General features: G+C 38.6%; 16 protein-coding genes. 8 read left to right on the top strand and 8 right to left on the bottom strand.

Translation table 11 applies throughout. The features are described 5' to 3' along the window. The first annotated feature begins 1 nt into the window (after position 1). The 3 genes from CWB65_RS00575 (at position 2) to CWB65_RS00565 (ending at position 3,276) form a co-directional block, all read left to right on the top strand. Positions 2 to 997 (top strand): Gfo/Idh/MocA family protein, encoded by a 996-nt coding sequence (locus CWB65_RS00575; protein WP_138739591.1) that lies wholly within the window; start codon positions 2 to 4, stop codon positions 995 to 997. 471 nt (positions 998 to 1,468) lie between these two features. Beyond that, positions 1,469 to 2,212 (top strand): FadR/GntR family transcriptional regulator, encoded by a 744-nt coding sequence (locus CWB65_RS00570; RefSeq protein WP_138739590.1) that lies wholly within the window; start codon positions 1,469 to 1,471, stop codon positions 2,210 to 2,212. Positions 2,213 to 2,418: 206 nt separating this feature from the next. After that, positions 2,419 to 3,276 carry an EamA family transporter gene (locus CWB65_RS00565; RefSeq protein WP_138739589.1) on the top strand — a complete coding sequence of 286 codons (858 nt, stop codon included), beginning with the start codon at positions 2,419 to 2,421 and terminating at the stop codon, positions 3,274 to 3,276. Between the two features lie 37 nt (positions 3,277 to 3,313). Here CWB65_RS00565 and CWB65_RS00560 read toward each other — a convergent pair whose 3' ends face one another. Both CWB65_RS00560 and CWB65_RS00555 read right to left on the bottom strand, forming a co-directional pair. Further along, on the bottom strand, positions 3,314 to 4,516 hold the full coding sequence (locus tag CWB65_RS00560; protein ID WP_138739588.1) for an MFS transporter: 1,203 nt from the start codon (positions 4,514 to 4,516) through the stop codon (positions 3,314 to 3,316). Positions 4,517 to 4,571: 55 nt separating this feature from the next. Then, the gene (locus tag CWB65_RS00555) at positions 4,572 to 5,666 is read right to left on the bottom strand and encodes an NADH:flavin oxidoreductase/NADH oxidase (RefSeq protein ID WP_138739587.1); all 1,095 of its coding nucleotides are present in this window, start codon (positions 5,664 to 5,666) and stop codon (positions 4,572 to 4,574) included. Positions 5,667 to 6,131: 465 nt separating this feature from the next. On the opposite strand from CWB65_RS00555, the gene CWB65_RS00550 reads away from it, so the two are divergent. Both CWB65_RS00550 and CWB65_RS00545 read left to right on the top strand, forming a co-directional pair. Next, entirely contained in the window at positions 6,132 to 8,546 is a 2,415-nt protein-coding gene (locus tag CWB65_RS00550; RefSeq protein ID WP_138739586.1) for a TonB-dependent receptor, read from the top strand. A gap of 91 nt (positions 8,547 to 8,637) precedes the next feature. After that, positions 8,638 to 10,221: a tetratricopeptide repeat-containing sulfotransferase family protein gene (locus CWB65_RS00545; RefSeq protein WP_138739585.1), complete on the top strand. Its 1,584-nt coding sequence runs from the start codon at positions 8,638 to 8,640 to the stop codon at positions 10,219 to 10,221. Positions 10,222 to 10,352: 131 nt separating this feature from the next. On the opposite strand, the gene CWB65_RS00540 is transcribed toward CWB65_RS00545, so the two are convergent. The 5 genes from CWB65_RS00540 to CWB65_RS00520 form a co-directional block, all read right to left on the bottom strand. After that, positions 10,353 to 10,787, bottom strand: coding sequence for a potassium channel family protein (locus CWB65_RS00540; RefSeq protein ID WP_138739584.1), 435 nt, complete (start codon positions 10,785 to 10,787; stop codon positions 10,353 to 10,355). A gap of 501 nt (positions 10,788 to 11,288) precedes the next feature. After that, positions 11,289 to 11,939 (bottom strand): hypothetical protein, encoded by a 651-nt coding sequence (locus tag CWB65_RS00535; protein WP_138739583.1) that lies wholly within the window; start codon positions 11,937 to 11,939, stop codon positions 11,289 to 11,291. Next, complete coding sequence (locus tag CWB65_RS00530) at positions 11,932 to 12,690, bottom strand: S49 family peptidase (protein WP_138739582.1); 759 nt, start codon at positions 12,688 to 12,690, stop codon at positions 11,932 to 11,934. The genes CWB65_RS00535 and CWB65_RS00530 overlap by 8 nt, the downstream gene beginning before the upstream one ends. A gap of 1 nt (position 12,691) precedes the next feature. Then, positions 12,692 to 13,462, bottom strand: coding sequence for a CPBP family intramembrane glutamic endopeptidase (locus CWB65_RS00525; protein WP_138739581.1), 771 nt, complete (start codon positions 13,460 to 13,462; stop codon positions 12,692 to 12,694). Then, complete coding sequence (locus CWB65_RS00520; RefSeq protein WP_283240426.1) at positions 13,443 to 14,786, bottom strand: ATP-binding cassette domain-containing protein; 1,344 nt, start codon at positions 14,784 to 14,786, stop codon at positions 13,443 to 13,445. The genes CWB65_RS00525 and CWB65_RS00520 overlap by 20 nt, the downstream gene beginning before the upstream one ends. 291 nt (positions 14,787 to 15,077) lie before the next feature. On the opposite strand from CWB65_RS00520, the gene CWB65_RS00515 reads away from it, so the two are divergent. Genes CWB65_RS00515 through CWB65_RS00505 form a run of 3 tightly spaced genes read left to right on the top strand, consistent with a single transcriptional unit; the run spans position 15,078 to position 18,784 of the window. Continuing rightward, positions 15,078 to 16,931 carry a CIA30 family protein gene (locus CWB65_RS00515; protein WP_138739579.1) on the top strand — a complete coding sequence of 618 codons (1,854 nt, stop codon included), beginning with the start codon at positions 15,078 to 15,080 and terminating at the stop codon, positions 16,929 to 16,931. Between the two features lie 27 nt (positions 16,932 to 16,958). Continuing rightward, positions 16,959 to 17,999, top strand: coding sequence for a sensor histidine kinase (locus CWB65_RS00510; RefSeq protein ID WP_138739578.1), 1,041 nt, complete (start codon positions 16,959 to 16,961; stop codon positions 17,997 to 17,999). Beyond that, positions 17,996 to 18,784: a LytR/AlgR family response regulator transcription factor gene (locus CWB65_RS00505; RefSeq protein ID WP_138739577.1), complete on the top strand. Its 789-nt coding sequence runs from the start codon at positions 17,996 to 17,998 to the stop codon at positions 18,782 to 18,784. The genes CWB65_RS00510 and CWB65_RS00505 overlap by 4 nt, the downstream gene beginning before the upstream one ends. A 17-nt stretch (positions 18,785 to 18,801) precedes the next feature. Here the strand turns inward: CWB65_RS00505 and CWB65_RS00500 are convergent, their stop codons facing one another. After that, positions 18,802 to 19,206: a hypothetical protein gene (locus tag CWB65_RS00500; RefSeq protein WP_138739733.1), complete on the bottom strand. Its 405-nt coding sequence runs from the start codon at positions 19,204 to 19,206 to the stop codon at positions 18,802 to 18,804. Positions 19,207 to 19,326: the final 120 nt, after the last annotated feature.

Raw genomic sequence — 19,326 nt, 5'->3', positions numbered from 1 at the left:
TATGAACTTTGTAATTGTAGGTACTAATTTTATCAGCGACACATTACTTGACGCTGCTAATACTCTCGCTGATTTTAATTTATACGGGGTTTGCTCTCGCGCGCTTTCAAGCGGCGAAGCATTTTTAGCAAAGCACCCGCAAAATACACATGCAAAAACGTTTACCAGTATTGAACAAGTTTGCCAAGACGAATGCGTTGACGCAGTTTATATAGCCGCGCCCAACAGCTTGCACAAACAGTATGCGGTTAGGTGTTTAAACGCAGGTAAACATGTACTCGGTGAAAAGCCGTCCGCAGCCAATAGCCAAGAACTAGAAGAAATCATAGCCACCGCCAAGCAAAACCAGTGCTTATACATGGAAGCAATGATGACCACCCATTTACCTAACTTCACATTGTTAAAGCAAGCACTTAGCAGAATAGGCACTCCTCGAAAGTACATTGGTCAATACAGTCAATATTCATCTCGTTACGATAAGTACAAAAATGGGGAGCGCCCTAACACCTTTTTACCTGAATTTGCCAACGGTGCTTTGGTCGATTTAGGTATATACCCTCTTTACTTGTTAATTGCACTTTGGGGCGCGCCGCATAGTGTAAATGCAAGTGGCGTATTACTAGATACCGGTGTTGATGGCGCAGGCGATGTACTGCTTAATTATTCAAATAAGCAAGCTGTGATTAGCTACTCAAAAATATCGCAAGGTGACAACATAACAGAAATACAAGGTGAACTTGGCAGAATGCGTATTGAAGCCGTATCGCAACTCAAAAAAGTAGAGTTTATTGCTAACAATGGCGAATCAGAAATTATATCTGAACAATTTGATAAGCATTTTATGAAGTTTGAAGTTGCTCACTTTATGCAACTCATAGAAAAAAAACAGTGGGAATCTGATGTAAACACCTTCGCGTTGTCATTAGATGTTATGAATGTACTTGACGAAGCTCGTAAACAATTAGGTGTGATTTATCCAAACGATAAAACACATTAATTTAGCCCTTGACTGAGGTAAGTTGTATATGGGCGTTAACCAACGACAGTTAACGCCCATGGGGAAATGCAAATCACTATACTAACTACACAATTTTACTTACGCACATTACAACAACGATCCCCATCCGTGGGCAATCAATTTGATATAATGACCTAAAGTATTTACCAATTACTGACTGACAATAGAGCTATTAATCAATCTTCATCAGAAAACAGCCATTACTTATTTTAACGGCGTAAATCAAAACTAACACACAAAAACATAACCAATCAAGCTGGCCAATTTTTTTAATTTTAAACTAAATTGGTATTACACGAATTAAACCAACAAACAATATTGTTTTATAACCAAATCATAGCGCTAGAATTTTGACATATTAGTGAGGTTTGGGGTAACCTTGTCGGTTAATAAATGATATAAATTTTTAGACCTAAATGGTCAATATTCCTTAGGGTATGAAGGTACAATATGGGTAATCGTCGCTTATTTTGGCGCATTGTTGATAAAATAGAGTCTTTAATAAATCAAGGTGAGTTTACTGCTGGGAGTCGTTTACCTCCTGAGCGTGAACTTGCAGAAATGTTTGACGTAAGTCGCCCAACAATTCGAGAAGCAATTATTGCATTAGAAGTACGTGGACGGGTTGAAGTTAAAACCGGTTCGGGTGTTTATGTTGTTGAACAAAAAAATGCCTCTATAAAATCAAAAGAGATCAGCGCATTTGAATTAACTCAGGCCCGCGCACTCATCGAAGGCGAAATTGCAGCACTTGCCGCTCAAAGTATTACAGAAGAAGAACTTGAGCAGCTAAATCAAACGCTAATAGTAATGGAAAAAGGGCTTTATGTAGAGCAAGCAGACCGAGAATTCCATGAAATAATTGCCAGAGCAACACGCAATAAAGCGCTTGAATTTGCTGTTTCTAATTTGTGGGATTTACGATTAAAAAACCCACAAATTGTCGCTGATTACAGTAGTGTTTGTACTAATAACAACGAATGTGTGATGGATGAGCACACCGCTATTTACACGGCACTTAAAGCACATGACGCAAGTACAGCCCGTGCGGCCATGCATAAACACTTCAACCGATTAATTAATGCATTGTTTGACGCTGTAGAAGCGCGTGCTCTAGAAGAAATAAAACGTAAAAATGACGAAAAACGCGGTCTTTACTCTTTGGACGGTCTCGTTAATAAAAGCGCTCACTAAGTTTAAACATACTAGCAAACACCTGTTTGCTAGTATGTTGCCCTTCATTAGGTCTTACTCTAAACAGCCACACCTATTTTTTAATCGCAAACACTTACCAATCGCACTAAAAGCAGATATTATCCCGCCACAAAATATAGCCATTGCATCTTAAATAGTGGAAATTTATTAACCCCTATTAACAGTGCTTTAAATTAGGGACAACAATGCAATCAAGTACCAAAGACTTCATATTAGCAACTGTTTGCTTATTAATTGCCATGATGACCATTCAATCGGGTGCGTCGTTTGCAAAGCAACTATTCCCAATTGTTGGCCCCGAAGGGACGACCGCGCTTAGGCTTGGTTTTTCTGCACTTATATTATGTTTAGTATTTAAACCATGGAAACATATACCTGCCAGAGGAAACCGCTTAGCTATTGTGGTTTATGGTTTAAGCTTAGGTGGAATGAACATTCTGTTTTACTACGCTATTGAGCGCATACCCTTGGGTATTGGTGTCGCACTGGAGTTTACTGGCCCCCTTGCCGTTGCTTTATTTAGCTCTCGCCGTAAACGCGATTTATTTTGGGTTGCCTGCGCCATTGCCGGTATATTACTTTTATTGCCCGATATGAGCGGTGAAGAGAGCTTAGATCCTGTTGGTGTTATTTTAGCTTTAGCAGCAGGTGCATGTTGGGCTGGCTATATATTGTTTGGTAAAAAAACCGGAATGCAAAGCTCAGGTGGTGCAACGGTTGCCCTAGGTATGACCGTTGCGGCCATTGTGCTTGTGCCCTACGGAGGCATTATGCAAGCGAGCGCATTCACATGGGAAGTTATTCCTCTGGGGATTGGTATTGCAGTTTTATCAAGTGCGTTACCCTACACGTTAGAGATGGTGGCACTGCGTAATATGCCTTCTCAAGGCTTTAGCATAATGATGAGCCTTGAACCTGCCATTGCATCACTTGCTGCCTTTGTTATTTTAGGCGAGCTACTCACACTCTGGCAGTGGTTAGCCATTTTATTAGTAATAATAGCCTCGGCAGGAAGCTCTTTTTCTGGTGAATCAAAAAAGTAGCCTAAACCAAAAGCCATCAACCACGATGGCTTTTTTGTTAAGCTGTATGTGCTTTTTGTTTTTCTTTTTTAGAAGAATAAAAAAATCCTATTAACGCAATAAGCGGCATTGCAGCCGCAACTAAAGCTATACTTTCCCACCCGCCAAACTCATATAATGAGCTAGCAATTAATGACCCAACAGCACCGCCCAAAAATATACTGGTCATGTAAATGGCGTTAAGCCGAGCACGACTTTGTGGCTCTAGCGAATAGATTACCCGTTGGCCAAGTACCATATTGGCTTGCACTGCAAAATCAATTAAAACACCGGTTAGCGCCAATATGATAATGCCGTTTGGTAAATCAAATAAGCTGGGCAAAAAACACGCTAATGCAATCACTTTGGCTAATAACGACATTTCGTAGGTATAGCCTTTGTCAGCTAAACGCCCAACAATAGGCGCTGCAACAGCACCGGCTGCGCCTACTAAAGCAAACAATGCTATTTGAGTTTGCGAAAAACCATATTCTCTGGCAAGCACAACAGGCACTGCCGTCCAAAACAAGCTAAACGACGCAAACATTAGCCCTTGATAAAAAGCACGTTGACGAAGCACAGGTTGACTTATTACCAGCGACTTTAACGATCGTAATAAAGCAAAGTAACGTGTGTTATGCGTTGGCAACCTTGTGGGTATAGCAAAGTGAATAACTAAAGCAATAAATACCATGCATCCCGCGGCAAAAAAGAACACGGCACGCCAGCCAAAATGATCAGCAATTATGCTGGCTACAGGTCTTGCTAACAAAATACCCAACAACAGCCCCGCCATAATATTACCTAAAACTTGCCCCCGCTTTTCGTCTGACGATAAATGCGCCGCCAACGGAATAAGTACCTGCACCGATACCGAGCTTGCCCCCACTAGCAAACACAAAAACAGCATTGTATTTGGTGTTTGAACAACCCCCAGTCCAATTAAGCTAAAAAATGTAATACACAGAGTAATTAACATTAACCGTTTATTTTCAACTAAGTCGGCTAACGGCACTAAAAAAAATAAACCAATGGCATAGCCAATTTGAGTTAAAGACACAATAAAGCTGGCACTGTGTGCACTTAAGCCCACATCTGGGGCTAACAATTCTATAATAGGTTGCGCATAGTAAATGTTGGCAACAATTAAGCCGCAACATAGTGCAATAACGCTTACAAGAGTACGGCTGATCTGCACAGGGTCTGCGCTTAAATTAGACATGGCATTCTCAAAATTAATTAAATAAAACCTCAAGAGACTGAGGTTTTTTATTAGGTCACTTTATGGGCGAAGGCTTTCCATGGGGGCTTGAACGTAAATATTGCTTAGGTGCGTTAACTGTTGCACCCAATTCAGCTGCTGCATGCCATGGCCAATGTGGGTTATATAAAATACCTCTAGCTAAAGCCACTGCATCCGCTTTGTGCTCGCTTAAAATATTTTCTGCTTGTTGCGCTTCGGTAATTAAACCCACCGCAATAACCGGCATATTAACGGCCTGTTTTATTGCAGTAGCAAAAGGCACTTGAAAGCAAGGCTCAACAGGTATTTGCTGTAAAGGGCTTAAACCCGCTGTACTTACATGAATAAAATCACAACCAAGCTCATCAAGCGCTTTAGCAAGCGCTATTGATTGCTCTAAATCCCAACCACCCTCAACCCAGTCAGTCGCTGAGATTCGAATACCCACGGGTTTATTAACATTAAACTCAGCGCGCACCGCTTTAAAAACCTCCATTACAATGCGCATACGGTTTTGTAAACTGCCTCCATATTCATCGTCACGCTTATTACTCAAAGGTGATAAAAACTGATGCAACAAATACCCATGAGCACCATGTAATTCGATCAGATCAAGGCCTAGCTCGTCGGCGCGTTTAGCAGCGCTTGCAAAGTCCGCAATTAATTGCGCTATATCTGCTTTACTCATTGCAACAGGTTCAAACGAATGCTCATCATAAGCCTGTGCTGATGGCGCAATAGTCTGCCAACCATTTTTATCGCTAGGTGAAATAGCACCTACGTCGTCCCAAGGTTTACCGGTTGACGCTTTACGCCCTGCATGCGCAAGCTGAATACCTATAGGCATGTCACTATATTGCCTAACCGTGTTTAAAGTTTTACCTAATGCTTGTTGGGTTTCATTATTCCACAGACCTAAATCACCATAGCTTATTCGCCCCTCAGGGCTTACAGCCGTCGCTTCCATAATAAGTAAACCGGCTCCACTTAAACTCAGTTGACCTAAATGAATAGTATGCCAATCAGTTGCCTCACCATTAATAGCTGAATATTGGCACATAGGTGCAATAATAATGCGGTTAGGTAAACTGAGCTTACCCAAAGATAACGGCGAAAAAAGCTGGCTCATAACAGATCCTTGATGCATACGAATTAAAAATTAAATTGAGTGTACGAACTAATAAACACATTCGCCCATTTAGTCATATAAAAACCTTTATTTAAAAGTAGGTTATGGGGAGGTAAAACTTTTTTTAAACCGCTACAACTTACTAAAAAATAAATGGCTCCTGCCCAACCAAATAAACTTACAAAAAATTAACACCACCAAAATCCAAGCATACAAAAAAGGATGAATAGTCATTCAAATATTCACAAAAATTAAAACCGTACATTAATTGTACCTTGCACGGGTAAAGCTAATAATAAATGGGTGATAAATTTAACAAACCCAACAAACCACACTCACCCAACCCTTTTTTATTCTAAAAAAGTGAATTTTAATTCAATTTATACATTCCCTGATTCGATTGTGACTGATATCATATTCACTGTACTTTACTTATGTTAAATCTTTGAACTAGGGATCATTTTTATGTTTAAACCAAGCTTGTTAACCTTGGCTATGTCGGGCGCCCTATCTAGCGCTTTTTTACTTCCAAATACTGCGTTTGCCCAAGAGCAAGAAGCCGCAAAAGACAAATCACTTGAAGTTATTGAAGTAACAGCAACACGACGTAGCGGCTCAGTGCAAAACGCACCGCTTAACATTACAGCGCTTGATGCCGACATAATGAAAGACCAAAACATCAGCGAGCTCGCCGATGTAGCACGTTGGGTACCTGGTTTAACAATTACCGATCAAGGTGGTCGTTCTGGTTCACCTATTATTGTACGTGGTTTAAACACAAACTCTTCAGGTCCATCATCAGACGGTGGCACCGTTGCAACTTACATTAACGAGATCCCAGTCGCCATTGATATGCGCCTAGTCGACGTAGAGCGCGTAGAAGTTCTTATTGGGCCACAAGGTACGCTGTACGGTGCAGGTACATTAGGTGGTGCTATTCGTTACATGCTTAAAGAGCCTGAGCTTGATTTCACATCACTTGAAGTATTCGGCAATTTATCGCAAACACAAGAAAGCGACTCTATTGGCGGTGAAGGTGGATTCATATTTAACTTACCATTAATTGAAGACACACTTGCCGTTCGTGCTAGCTTAAACATTTACGAAGACCCAGGTTTTATTGACTATGGTTACGTAGTGCGTGAGCCGGGCGTATCGTTACCTGACCCAGATTGGACCGACAGCGCAGCAGTTAACAACAACCTTAAAAATGTAGAAGACGCCAACGGTGAATCAACCACTACAGGGCGTATTTCTGTTCGCTTTAAACCAAGCGAAACATTTGAAGGTACACTTAACTACTTTTACCAAAATCAAGACAGCGAAGGTCGTTCAATTGTTCATTACAATACATTAAGTGCCGATAACGGTCTTAGTGATTTAATTGGTGAATACGAGTCAGGTTACCGCTACGAAGAGCCACGTGAAAAAGAAAACCAACTACTAAGCTTAGAGTTAAAAGCAGACCTAGGTTTTGCTGAATTAGTATCGGCAACAGGTATTTCGAATTTTGATGCAGACGGCCAACGTGACCAAACCGATTTACTTATTCGCCTTGATTACGGCTACGAAGAATTTCCTGCGTTTTCATCGTTCACACGTGAAATTGAAGAGCAAGATACGTTCACACAAGAAATTCGTTTAGTATCACAAAACGACAGTGACATTAACTGGATTGTAGGTGGCTTTTACAACAAAATTGAAAGCGATGCGTCTAGCCAAGAATACACGCCAGGCTTTGGCGACTTTGCAGTAGAAAATTTTGGCGCAGATCAATCTCGTCCAGATCAACTTGAGTACTACTCAATTGACCGCGTTGAAATAACAGAATCGGCTTTATTTGGTGAAATTGGCTACCAAGTTACCGACAAACTCGATATTACTGTAGGCGCTCGTTTTTACAAGTACGATGTTGAGTCTGAGTCAGCGGTCGATTTTCCATTATTTAATACCTTATTCGGCGGCGCAGGCCCAGACGAAGTAACACTTAACTTTGAACAAAATGAAGCAAGCGACAACGGCAGCCTATTTAAATTTAACGCCAAGTATCAATTTACTAATTCAGTAATGGGTTACGCAACAATAAGTGAAGGCTTCAGAATTGGTGGTTCAAATGGTTTAGCACCTTGTCCTGATCCATTACCAGCTAACCAAGCGGGTTGTGGTAACCCAAGTGAAATGCTTTACGATGCAGATACAACAACTAACTACGAGCTTGGTTTTAAAAGCACATGGTTAAGAAGCCGTTTACACTTTAACGCTGCATTATTTAATATAGATTGGGACGACGCACAAGTTGCCGGTGCAACTGAGGTAGGCCAACTACCGTACTTGTCTAATGCCGGTTCAGCCAATGCGAAAGGTATTGAAATATCGTCGCGTGCAATTTTATCTGACTCATTCTCTGTGTATTCTACATATGCATACACAAAAGCAGAGTTAACATCAGACGCACCATTCTTATTTAATTCAGACGGAACAGATGGTGCAGAAGATGGCGACCGTTTACCAGGCTCGTCTGAGCACCAGTTTTCAATGGGTGTAAACTATCAGACCGATGTGTTTAACGACAAAACGCTTGATATTAACTACGGTATTACCGCACAAAGCGATGTAATTTCTCGTGTTGGTTTACGCGATAACGGTGAAACATTACCAGGTTATAGCTTAAGCAATATTTCAGCTAAACTAACCGCCGATGAGTGGTCAGCGACCGTTTACGTAGACAACGTATTTAATAAATACGCCGTTACGTCTGTTCGCCGTTCAGATGCCGATATTACCTCAGCAAATAGAACTGATATACAACGTAACTATGGTTACTTTATCAACCGTCCATTAACGGTAGGCATTAAATTTAATTATAAGTTTGAAATATAATTAACCGTTAAGTTTAAGTACAATCAAAAGGCTCAAATTTATTTGGGCCTTTTTTCTTTATTAACGCGTAACTAAACAATACAAATAAAAAATGCAGCCAAATTTAAAACAACTCCATCAAAGCGCTATTAAATATTTAAACGAAGGCAAAGTACAACTTGCCCACAAAAGCTTAGTTGAACTGGTTTCGCATAAACCTGACTTTGCCGACGGCTATTTTTTACTGGCAATGGTTAACTTGCAAGTAGGGCAAATTTATAAAGCCATCAAGCTAATCGAAAAAGCCTTAACACTTGGCTCTAGCATTGAATATACTGCTCAACTGGCAAAATGTTATGCGCTTACCGGTGACTTAAAAAAAGCAAAGAATGTAGCGCTGTCGGTGCCTATTACACAAATAAAAAAAGCACTCGACGCCGATACTCTAGGCGTTGCACTTACGCAAGCAGGCCTACACGAACACGCTTTACATTATTTTGAATGTGCACTCACATTAGCCAATGCCAAACAACAACCTCAACCCCAGTTTTATTACAACTTTGCAGTAAGCGCCAAGTTTTTGGGCCTATTTGACAAAGCACACACCGCGTTTGGACATGCCATTGCACTTAACCCGCTTCATCATCAAAGCCACTTTGCACTCAGTGATTTAACTAAAGTAACAAAGCAAAAAAATAATATTACACGGTTAAAGCAAGTGTTTGAGCAGGTTTCACACCCTGATGCTAAATTACACATAGGCCATGCACTGGCAAAAGAATACCAAGATATTGGCGCATTTTCTGACGCCTTTACCGCGTTACAACAAGGTAAAGCAGCAAAGCATGCACTTACCCCGTTTGATAACGCATCGTCAAATGCGTTGTTTGAACATATAAAACAACTCAGTGCTAAACACAAAAACCAACAAGTAAACGGCAATCCCACCGCTGAGCCTATTTTTGTATTAGGTATGCCCCGCTCTGGTACCACATTAGTTGAGAGAATATTATCGAGCCACAGTGACGTGCAGTCAGCCGGTGAATTACAAGACTTCGGCCTAAGCGTAAAAAGATTAAGCAACACACCCACACCTAACGTGCTCGACATGCAAACACTCACTAAAGCGTATGAACTTGATTTTAATCAGCTTGGCTCAACATATTTAAACGCCACCCGCGTTACTACCGGTAGCCATAAACATTTTATAGATAAACTCCCGTTTAACTTTTTTTATATCGACTTAATCACTAAAGCACTGCCAAACGCTAAAATTATTTGCATGCTGCGCGACCCAATGGACACCTGTATTGGTAACTACCGCCAACTATTTACTATTAACAACCCTTACTACGCGTATTCGCTAGACCTACTCGACACTGCTAAATTTTATAGCCGTTTTTATAAACTCATACAGCACTTCAGCACCCTGCACAGCAATATAAAAATTGTGAAATACGAAGAATTAGTCGCACAGCCCGAGCAGCAAATAAAAGAGTTAGTCAGCTTTTGTGATTTAGAGTGGCAAGAACAGTGTATAGACTTTCACTTAAACACCGCACCGGTATCTACTGCCAGTAAAGTGCAAGTACGCCAACCGCTAAACAACAAAGCCATTGGGCGTTGGAAGGCATTTAAACCCCATACTGACGAGGCTCAAAATTACCTGTTAGAGCAAGGAATTACGTTGCAATAGCCATTAATTATGCATTGCTTTAGTAAAAGTGAATTTATAAGCCAAAGTTAAAGCTTAGGTTTATAAATTCATAACACAATAAACTTCCCAGCTTTAACTAGAGAGTTTTTATATATTGCAATAGAGAGCATTTAACTTGGCTTTTTAGATTGAACTTTTCTTATTTGAGAAATAGCTTCCATTAAAAAAGCCGTATTAAGCCCTACAATTATTAACCCATTTACAGCCGTTAAACTGCCAAGCAGCCGCCATTGAGTGCCCAACACAACATCGCCATAACCAAGTGTTGTAAAGGTAACAACCGAAAAGTAAAGTGCGGACTCTAATTCGCTAAAAACATCAAAAATTAAAAATATAGCAGCCCATAACCACGCACTCGCCGTTAAGCCTCCTACCAACCAAATTACCATTGCCGTGACGACTAAAATCATCTTTAGAGTTTTTGAGCCATTTAGTAACCAATTGTTAATATTAGCCAGCACTTTAGACAAAACACCAATAAACATTGCTTGTATTAGCACCGTGCCACAAATAACAAATGTTCCAATAATAAGCTGTATTAGCATTTTGATCCCACTGCTTAAATCCTTATATTTTAAGTAACATTATACATAAAATTCACAACAGGGTAGGAACCTACATTCACTATAATAAAGTATTTTTCCTACCGTTATTTAACAGTTTATTACTGCTATTACTACCGTGCTAAAACTCAGCCAAAACCTAAGTAAGACAATATTTAGGTAAATAAAAACAGAAATAAACACTTAAAACCAAAAGGAAATGCAGTAACCGTAAACATCACTGTACCACTACACACTTAACCGCTAAGTAATCACCGGGAAAGCAATAACAAAAATGTTTGGCGTAAATCATCAATTTAATAAAACTACAGATAGTTATGCCTGTACTTGCTTTAACTCACCTGACTCATATTTCGTTAAATTTTCATTTAACTCGATAGATTAGGTTTAATCTGCAAAGTGCCATGAGCAGACATCGAAGGCTTTAATGTCTGAAGTCAAAATTTGACCCCGCTTGCTTCCTTATATTTTATTATCCCGCTATTAGGTTTCTAAATATACCGCATAAAAACCTTTAGAACATCCAACTTCCGTTATAATCTCAAAGCTATCGATATCAATGTAATGATCTTTTTCACTAACAAGTCTTTGAGGATGTATCTCTGAGTAACTTATTGTACAAACCCCCTCATCAACTAATCTGAGCCTTACCTTGTTGAGCTTGGGTGCCATCAATTTAACCATAAAGCCAGCTTCTGATATCGCTTGATTATACTGAGCAATAGCATCAGTAACTTCCTTGCTACGCAGTAAACTTGATTTATCATTTTTGATCAATATATCCAAACCAATATGTACTCTACCTTTACCTGTTTTATTTAAATATGCTTTCGGGTTTTGAACATAAAGCTTTTTTGAAATTTCCATTCCGATATTGCCGTTATGATCAGCTAGAAATGTCTGTTCCCAGCCAGCTCCTTTTAAAGTAAGCTGTAATTCATTTTTTTTTAGAGAGGTGTCTTCTGGGGTTAATCTTATTTTGAAAGCAAGCTTATTAAACTGGCTTAAGTCTTGCTCCAAGAATAAATCCATTGAAGTTGCTTCGATGATATTTTTATATTCAATATAGCCCTCACTAGCTCTCAATAAAAATACAGAAAATAATGTAACAAATAAAATTATAAATTTAGTCACTTATAACACCACTCAAAAGTCTTTTAAATATATTTATGCTGTTAGTTTGAGATAATGAAGTATCCAAGGAAATTATTTGTAATGAATCTTCTTTTACTAGTTCACACAAAAGTTCAATTGCAGAAAACAAGCCCCCTAAATGGTCTATGTACCCTAAATCAAAGCCTTGCTTTGCGTTTATAACTTCTCCATTTTCTAAACATTTTAACCTGTGGTCATCAAGAGACCTAAACCGTTTTATATTATCTAGAAAGTTATCATGGTTACTTTTAATAACATCTGCGATAGAACTATCTGCACCTTTATTAATAGAAAAGTAATTTAAAGAGTCTTTTTCGTTTCCGCTACTTACTACTTCATATTCAACCCCAAGTTGCTCTAGGAGAGAAGATATATTAAATTTCCTATAAATAGCACCAACATTTCCAATAAGAGATGAAGGTGAGGCTACTACCTTGTCACATGACATTGCGACATAAAAAGCGGACGACAATGCACTATCCGTTACAAGTCCAATAACTGGAATATGCAATTCTTGCTTAACAAACCGCAAACCCTCAACTAAACTTTCTGCTGCACCTAAACTCCCTCCAGAGCTCGAAATACGTAAAATAATACCTTTAATTTCGTGGTTATTTGAAGGCAATGCTCTGATCTTAAAAAGCATATTCAAAACATCCTTTTCAGATATATTATTCACTAATGATATCATCGCTATTGCCTTATTTTTTTCGGGTTTTTTTTTAAACATCTTAACTATTCACTATAAGATAAAATACAGCAATATCTGTAAATATATGGGCTAAAATAGGTACTAAAAGTGAGCCGGTTTTTCGTACAAGAAAAGTCAAAGCACAAGCGTATACAAAGGTCATGGCAAAACCAATACTTCCACTAGGAACTCCAAGCTTATAGTGGGCAATTGCAAAAAGCGTAGCTTGAATGAAAGTTGCCAAGCTAAAATTTAAATTTAACTTCAGTAAAGTTTCTTGAAAAACACCTCTAAACAGCCACTCTTCGAGAAAAGCATTTATAAGTGCAAAGCCCAAAGCAACAAATACTAGCTGTATAGCTGATGAGTCAGGAATCATCCTCCGTAAGGGTTCAAGCTCAGAGGATGAGGTATTAGCCCATATGAACAATGCCGAAACAGATATGATTAAAACAATTCCTCCTTCTAGCACCCCTTTGTTGAGTTTGAGGGCGGTGAGATTCAAATAATACTCTTTTTCATCGCTAAAATAAGATATTGCTACAAACGCTATAAGTGGAAAAATTAAATGGATTGGCCACACAAAAAAGTGTGGTACAAATATAATCATTATATATTTGACGAATAATATAACAGATATACTTTTTAGAAAGCTCTTCAAAGCAAATGTCAATACCGTAGAAGAAAACAGAATAACAGAGAGAAGAATGTAATTGTTAGTTGAAAGATATACCGTACCAATAAAGTCAGTAAAAAAAAGAATAGCGATTAACGAAAATTCTACCCAACGTTTAAGCTTCAATTGCATCATCCATCTGCTCTTCAAAAATTTTATAGTAGTTTCTCTCCCTTTTTACCAACAGTTCATGGTCGCCAGATTCTATAACCTCTCCCCCATCCATAACCATAATTTTGTCAGCGTGCCTAACTGAAGATAACCTATGTGAAACGATAATGACTAATTTAATAAACTGATTATCTTTAATTAATTTATATAGCTCATGCTCTGACTTAGAGTCTAAAACAGCAGTAGCTTCATCTAAAATTAAAATTGGCTTCTTTGACAAAATAGCTCTAACAAATGCAACTTTCTGTTTCTGCCCCGTAGAAAGCGTATTAGTCAACTCTTCGTCGTAGATATCAATGCTACTCAATCCCAATTTACTCAAAGTAAGCTTAATCGAGCTTTCATCACTGTTACCTGAAAGTGAAATATTGCGCTCTATACTGCGATTTAATAAATTTGCTTCTGATCCCAAATAATTAATAAAAGAAGATAATTCAAAATACCCAGAACAAGAACCATTAAAATCTATACTACCCTCGTTTGGTGTATACCATCCTCTTATTAGATTCAATAAAGAACTTTTCCCAGAGCCACTTTGCCCAACAATGGAGTATATTTTACCTTTATTAAACTCAACTGATAGACCTTTAATACGAAAATCAGAGTTAGGGTATAGAAAGCTTACATTATTGAGTTTTATATTCGGTTCTAACTTATTTTCGCGGGGGGGGGTGACTTTTAAAGTTAGAGAAATAAATTGATTAATCTTGTCAAAAGAACATTTTGCTCTCCTAATTGAGGAGTAATTAGCCGACACTTGGTTAAAAGCTCTTCCAGCTAATAAAATATAACTAACAAATCCTACAAGCGATCCTGTTGATATATGCCCAATTGTGACTAAATAAGAAGATAAACTTATAAGTAATACTAATAGGAGCAGAGAGGCTACTAATAACGCCCCTCCAAACACAGACTGAAATCGATTTTTCTTGTAAAGAGCATCAAGCGCACCCTTTTGCCAATCAGTCATGTTGCGAATTTCACTTCCCATTACATTAAATGACTGAATTAATTCAACTTTATTTAACAGCTCTAAAGTTTTTTCTGTAGCCTGATTTGTTTTTTCCTGAACAATTCTTGTAAGAACTTCAATTTTTTTCTCGAGTAAGAAATTTAAATAAGCTAATCCACATATTGCAATTATAATTACAACTGTCAGTAAAATAGATATAAAAGAAAGGAATAGCAATGAAAATAGTAACAATGCTAGATTAAATATAATCGGAATTATTGAATTTCCAATTGCAACAGACAATATTGCAAGTCGAGGGTCAAATCTTGACTTCAGACATTAAGATTTTTGACTAACTATTTCTCGCTCATCACTGCCCTTAATAACCATTCAAACATGATCAAAGTTTAAAGCTTTGCTTTAAACTAGGCACGTAACCTATCGCTCATTCAAAGCACTTAATTTAGTGAACCTGAACCGCCCTACCACAACGCTTATTTACTTTTGTGTCGGTTCAACTGCCAATAATGTCGATTCAGATAAACATTAATGAAGCAGGTTATAAAAGTCGCTAACTTTCTTATCAACAAAACGCCAAATACCTAATTTTTGATAAGGAATACAGTCATGAACATTATTACAAAAACAGTTATAGCACTGAGTTTAGCAAGCCACTTTAGTGCTCACGCCATTGACCTGCGAGTCGATAACATTCGTTTATACCAAAGTAGTTCGCAAAGCTTTTCTGCACCAAGTTCGCTATATATTGATGAGGGTAAAATTGTAAGCATTACTAAAACGACTGACCCACTACAAAACGCAGATAAAACAATTAACGCCAACAACCAGTATGCAATACCTGGTTTAATTGATTTACATGTACATTTGGGTTCATCGGGTAGTAACTTTACTGAGTTTCAGTATTTGCCGGTTAAATCGCACTTTAATTCTAATTTGTATTTAGGCGTAACTAATATTGTTGATTTGTTTTCGTTTGAGCAAACCCTAAACGAAGCTGCGCAATTAAAAGCAGCCCAACTAACCCCTAACCTTTTTTATGCGGGTACTTTGTTTACCAACCCTGGCGGGCATGGCACGCAGTTTGGTGGCCAAGCATACGAAATTGCAAAAGATGAAGACATAGCAGCGCTGTGGCAAAAACATATAAGCACTAATCCACATGTAACTAAAGCGGTTATTGAAACCTTTGGCGGTGTAGGTAAATCGTTAACTGATAGCCAACTGGCTGAGCTAGGTAAGCGCTCTAAAGCCGCTAATTTACCGTATTTTGTGCATGTTTCTACACTAAATGATGGTAAACGTGCTATCAAAGCCGGTGCAACGGCTTTAGCGCACGGTATTAATAGCGAAGCGATTGACGATGAATTTATTACGCTAATGAAAGATCATAACGTAACTTACATTCCTACCCTCGCGGTGTACCACAATCATAGCGATGAAAAGCATAACCATACTATTAGCTCACAAACCGAGTTACTAAAAACCATTCCTGAAAAGCTTCAAGGGTGTTTGTTTGAAAAGGTGCCTGCACCTTCAAAATGGAAAGAGCACGCGTGGGATGAGCGTAAAACCACTTATGCAAATATTCGAAAGCTACATAAAGCTAATATTGCTATTGGCACAGGCTCTGATGCCGGAAACCCATACACGCTGCACGGTACAGGGTTACACAACGAGTTAGATGCGCTTAAAAAAGCAGGCCTAACTAATGGTGAAATAATTAACGCAGCCACAGTTAATGGCGCAAAAGCGATTAATAAAGCCGGGAGCATTGGCAAACTTACTAAAGGTTTTGAGGCAAGTTTTGTACTGCTTAAACAAAACCCACTTAATGATATAAACCATATTCACACTATCTCACAGGTGTATAAAACGGGTTTAAAAGTAGACCGCCCAGCGCTTATTGCACAAAACAAGGCTATTACACCACAAGGCCCTACCTGCAATGAAGAAGTTAAAAGCAGCCAAGCACAGCATAGTATTGATGATTTTACCGGTGATACACCATGGCAAGCTATGAGCGATTCGGTAATGGGTGGGCAGTCTGTTTCAACGCTTACCACGCATAAAAATAGCTTAACTATTGATACAACCATTACAAAGCCTACCAGCTTTGGTGCATGGGCGGGCGCTGAAATTAAGTTTTCGTCACCGGCTGATGCCTCAACATTTAAAGGTATTCGCTTAACCTATAAAGGCTCAACTACACCTTTTGCTATGTCTGTTTATCATAGTGATGTAAAAGATTGGGATCACTTTAGTGTACTTTTAAAACCCCGCGATGAGTGGACCACGCTTGATATACCTTTCACTACATTTAAACAGTTTGGGTTTGGTAGCCCCGTTACGTGGTCGGCAACAGAATTAACAGGGGTTAACTTAATGTGGCGTAAAATGCCAGGCGCAAGCAACGAGCCGTTAAAAAACACACTACAAATCAAAGAGCTAACTTACTTTTAAATAAGTAACAGTCAAAACACAAACTCTTTGGGTTTTGACTGTTTTTTGTTATGGTTTAATCACTTACAAAAAGAAGCACCTATTATGCTCAAACATCCTTTTTACAAATACAGCTTTTTTATTCTACTTATTGTTGATATTGCTTACGCCCTTGGGCTGATAATTGCTAACTCTGCGCCCTTAACAGGCGGCAGTGCACTCGCCGCAACCGTGTGGTTTATTACTTTTTATTGGGTTCCGGTATGGAGTGCGGCAGCGGTTATTTTTTATCTGCGCAATAAGCATATTAATAAAACAGCACTTGAATGGTTAATTGCCGTTGTATTTATGGCCCTCGGTAATGTGCTTACCGATGTATTGCTGACACTGCTTTTTGATGGGCATAAATCAATGGGGATATTTGTTGTATTTAACGGCTTACTTTGGGGCTCGTGTATTTACCTTACCAGTATTTTTATTGAAAGCAAAAAACGCGTAGCAGCCGAAAAACATGCGCTTAAACAAGCCCAACTTGCTACATTGCGATACCAGCTAAACCCTCATTTTATGTTTTATAGCTTAAATACAATTTCCGCTTACATACACACAAAACCCGATTTAGCCGATGAAATACTGCATGAACTGGCTGATATTTTAAGATACTCGCTTGATACCGCAGAGCAACAGCAAATACCTTTACAGCAAGAGCTTACCATAATAGAAAAGTACCTAAATATTGAAAAAGCACGCTTTGGCGATAAGCTTAAGGTTAATTACCACATTCCTAATACCCTTAAAAACAAAACGCTACCACCTCTACTTATTCAACCTATTATTGAAAATGCAATTAAGCACAATGCTAAACAAACCTCACTTACACTTAATATTACCCTGAGTGAAATATCTAACGGGGTAAAAATTGTGATAAGCGACAACGGAAAAGGCTTTACTGACGATGTATTAAAATGTGGCTACGGAAAAGGTATAGGGATGAAAAACATTATGCTACGCGTTAATCAACTTGGACAAAGTAAAGTATTGCTAAGTAATGATAATGGTGCTGTTGTTACGCTGGAACTAGCGTTATGAACAATATAAACCTGCCAAATAAAACGACTAAAATGCGTATACTGTTTGCCGATGACGAGCTTCCTGCTCGCGAAAAATTAAACCATCAATTAAGCTTAATGGAGCATGTTGACGTCGTAGGTATAGCCACAAATGGCAAAGAGGCCATTGCATTAATTAATGAGCTGACTCCTGATGTGGTATTGCTTGATATTCAAATGCCTGAAATTAATGGCCTTGAACTTATTGATTTACTTAACTACCAACCCATTATTATTTACACAACCGCGTATGACCAATTTGCGATTGAAGCATTTGAGCACGCCTCAACTGACTATTTACTCAAACCTTTTCCAATTGCACGATTAAAAAAAGCGTTAGCCAAAGCGCAGCAGCAATTAGAGCAACAACGAGCGCACACTCATGTAACTAGCTGCGCAGGTGAACCCGCTTTTACACTTACAGAAAGTTCATTAAACAAACTGGTTAGTAAAAGTGGCGAGCGCATATTTTTACTTTCCCCAAGCGATATTAAATTTATTAAATCAGAGCAAGGAAATAGCCTAGCGTGGAATGGAGAAACGTTTAATCACTTGAGCGACACGCTCGATCAGCTTGAACACGCCCTAGCCATGCACAATTTTGTGCGTATTCATCGCAGTTATTTGGTTAATATTGACCATATAAAAGAAATACAGCGCTGGTTTAACGGCAAATTGATGGTGATTGTAAACGACGATGTAAAATCGGAGCTTAGCACCAGCAGAGCCGGTGCCGATAAGCTAAAACAATTACTGCATATTTAGGCTTATTTTAAAGTTAGCTACTGATCATTACTTGAGTAAACACTTAAAATAGGAAATTTATATTCAGCAAACGAGACAGTTACCGACTGCGTTTCGTTACCCTTAAAACTTAATTTAAAAGGTTGAGGAGGTAGTCGTGTTCCATCAGCGAACAAAGCCATTAAGTGGTCTTCGTTAAGCTCACGATTGCCCGTCGATAAATTAGTGAGTGTTATTACTGCCCAGCGTTCCCCCTCGTTATTACTCATTAATATGTAATTTAAAACATTGAAGTCGCCTTTTTTAGGCGTAATGTTAGCATCGTTTGGAAATGCTAAATGCAAGCTATTAGGTATGGCTCTGTCTACGTTTATTACGTTCTCAGTATTTGCCAATACCGAAGACGACAGTAAAATCAACATTAAAATCCATGCTTTAACCATATTAATAACCCCCTTCGAGCGTTTATTGACGTTTGTATAGTCTACATAGTTAAGCATACTCTCAGCATTTACCTATTATGTAAACATACACAACAAATACAGTAATGCTCACTAAGCGCT

Origin of the sequence: Pseudoalteromonas sp. S554, from assembly GCF_005930865.1 — a bacterium.
Taxonomy (GTDB): domain Bacteria; phylum Pseudomonadota; class Gammaproteobacteria; order Enterobacterales; family Alteromonadaceae; genus Pseudoalteromonas; species Pseudoalteromonas marina.
Note: the sequence above shows the minus strand (reverse complement) of the source record. Positions and strands in the feature narration are given on the sequence as shown.

Coding starts and splice junctions, on each gene's coding strand:
- CWB65_RS00575 (WP_138739591.1), top strand. CDS start 2: ATGAACTTTGTAATTGTAGGTACTAATTTTATCAGCGACACATTACTT.
- CWB65_RS00570 (WP_138739590.1), top strand. CDS start 1,469: ATGGGTAATCGTCGCTTATTTTGGCGCATTGTTGATAAAATAGAGTCT.
- CWB65_RS00565 (WP_138739589.1), top strand. CDS start 2,419: ATGCAATCAAGTACCAAAGACTTCATATTAGCAACTGTTTGCTTATTA.
- CWB65_RS00560 (WP_138739588.1), bottom strand. CDS start 4,516: ATGTCTAATTTAAGCGCAGACCCTGTGCAGATCAGCCGTACTCTTGTA.
- CWB65_RS00555 (WP_138739587.1), bottom strand. CDS start 5,666: ATGAGCCAGCTTTTTTCGCCGTTATCTTTGGGTAAGCTCAGTTTACCT.
- CWB65_RS00550 (WP_138739586.1), top strand. CDS start 6,132: ATGTTTAAACCAAGCTTGTTAACCTTGGCTATGTCGGGCGCCCTATCT.
- CWB65_RS00545 (WP_138739585.1), top strand. CDS start 8,638: ATGCAGCCAAATTTAAAACAACTCCATCAAAGCGCTATTAAATATTTA.
- CWB65_RS00540 (WP_138739584.1), bottom strand. CDS start 10,787: ATGCTAATACAGCTTATTATTGGAACATTTGTTATTTGTGGCACGGTG.
- CWB65_RS00530 (WP_138739582.1), bottom strand. CDS start 12,690: ATGTTTAAAAAAAAACCCGAAAAAAATAAGGCAATAGCGATGATATCA.
- CWB65_RS00525 (WP_138739581.1), bottom strand. CDS start 13,462: ATGATGCAATTGAAGCTTAAACGTTGGGTAGAATTTTCGTTAATCGCT.
- CWB65_RS00515 (WP_138739579.1), top strand. CDS start 15,078: ATGAACATTATTACAAAAACAGTTATAGCACTGAGTTTAGCAAGCCAC.
- CWB65_RS00505 (WP_138739577.1), top strand. CDS start 17,996: ATGAACAATATAAACCTGCCAAATAAAACGACTAAAATGCGTATACTG.
- CWB65_RS00500 (WP_138739733.1), bottom strand. CDS start 19,206: ATGGTTAAAGCATGGATTTTAATGTTGATTTTACTGTCGTCTTCGGTA.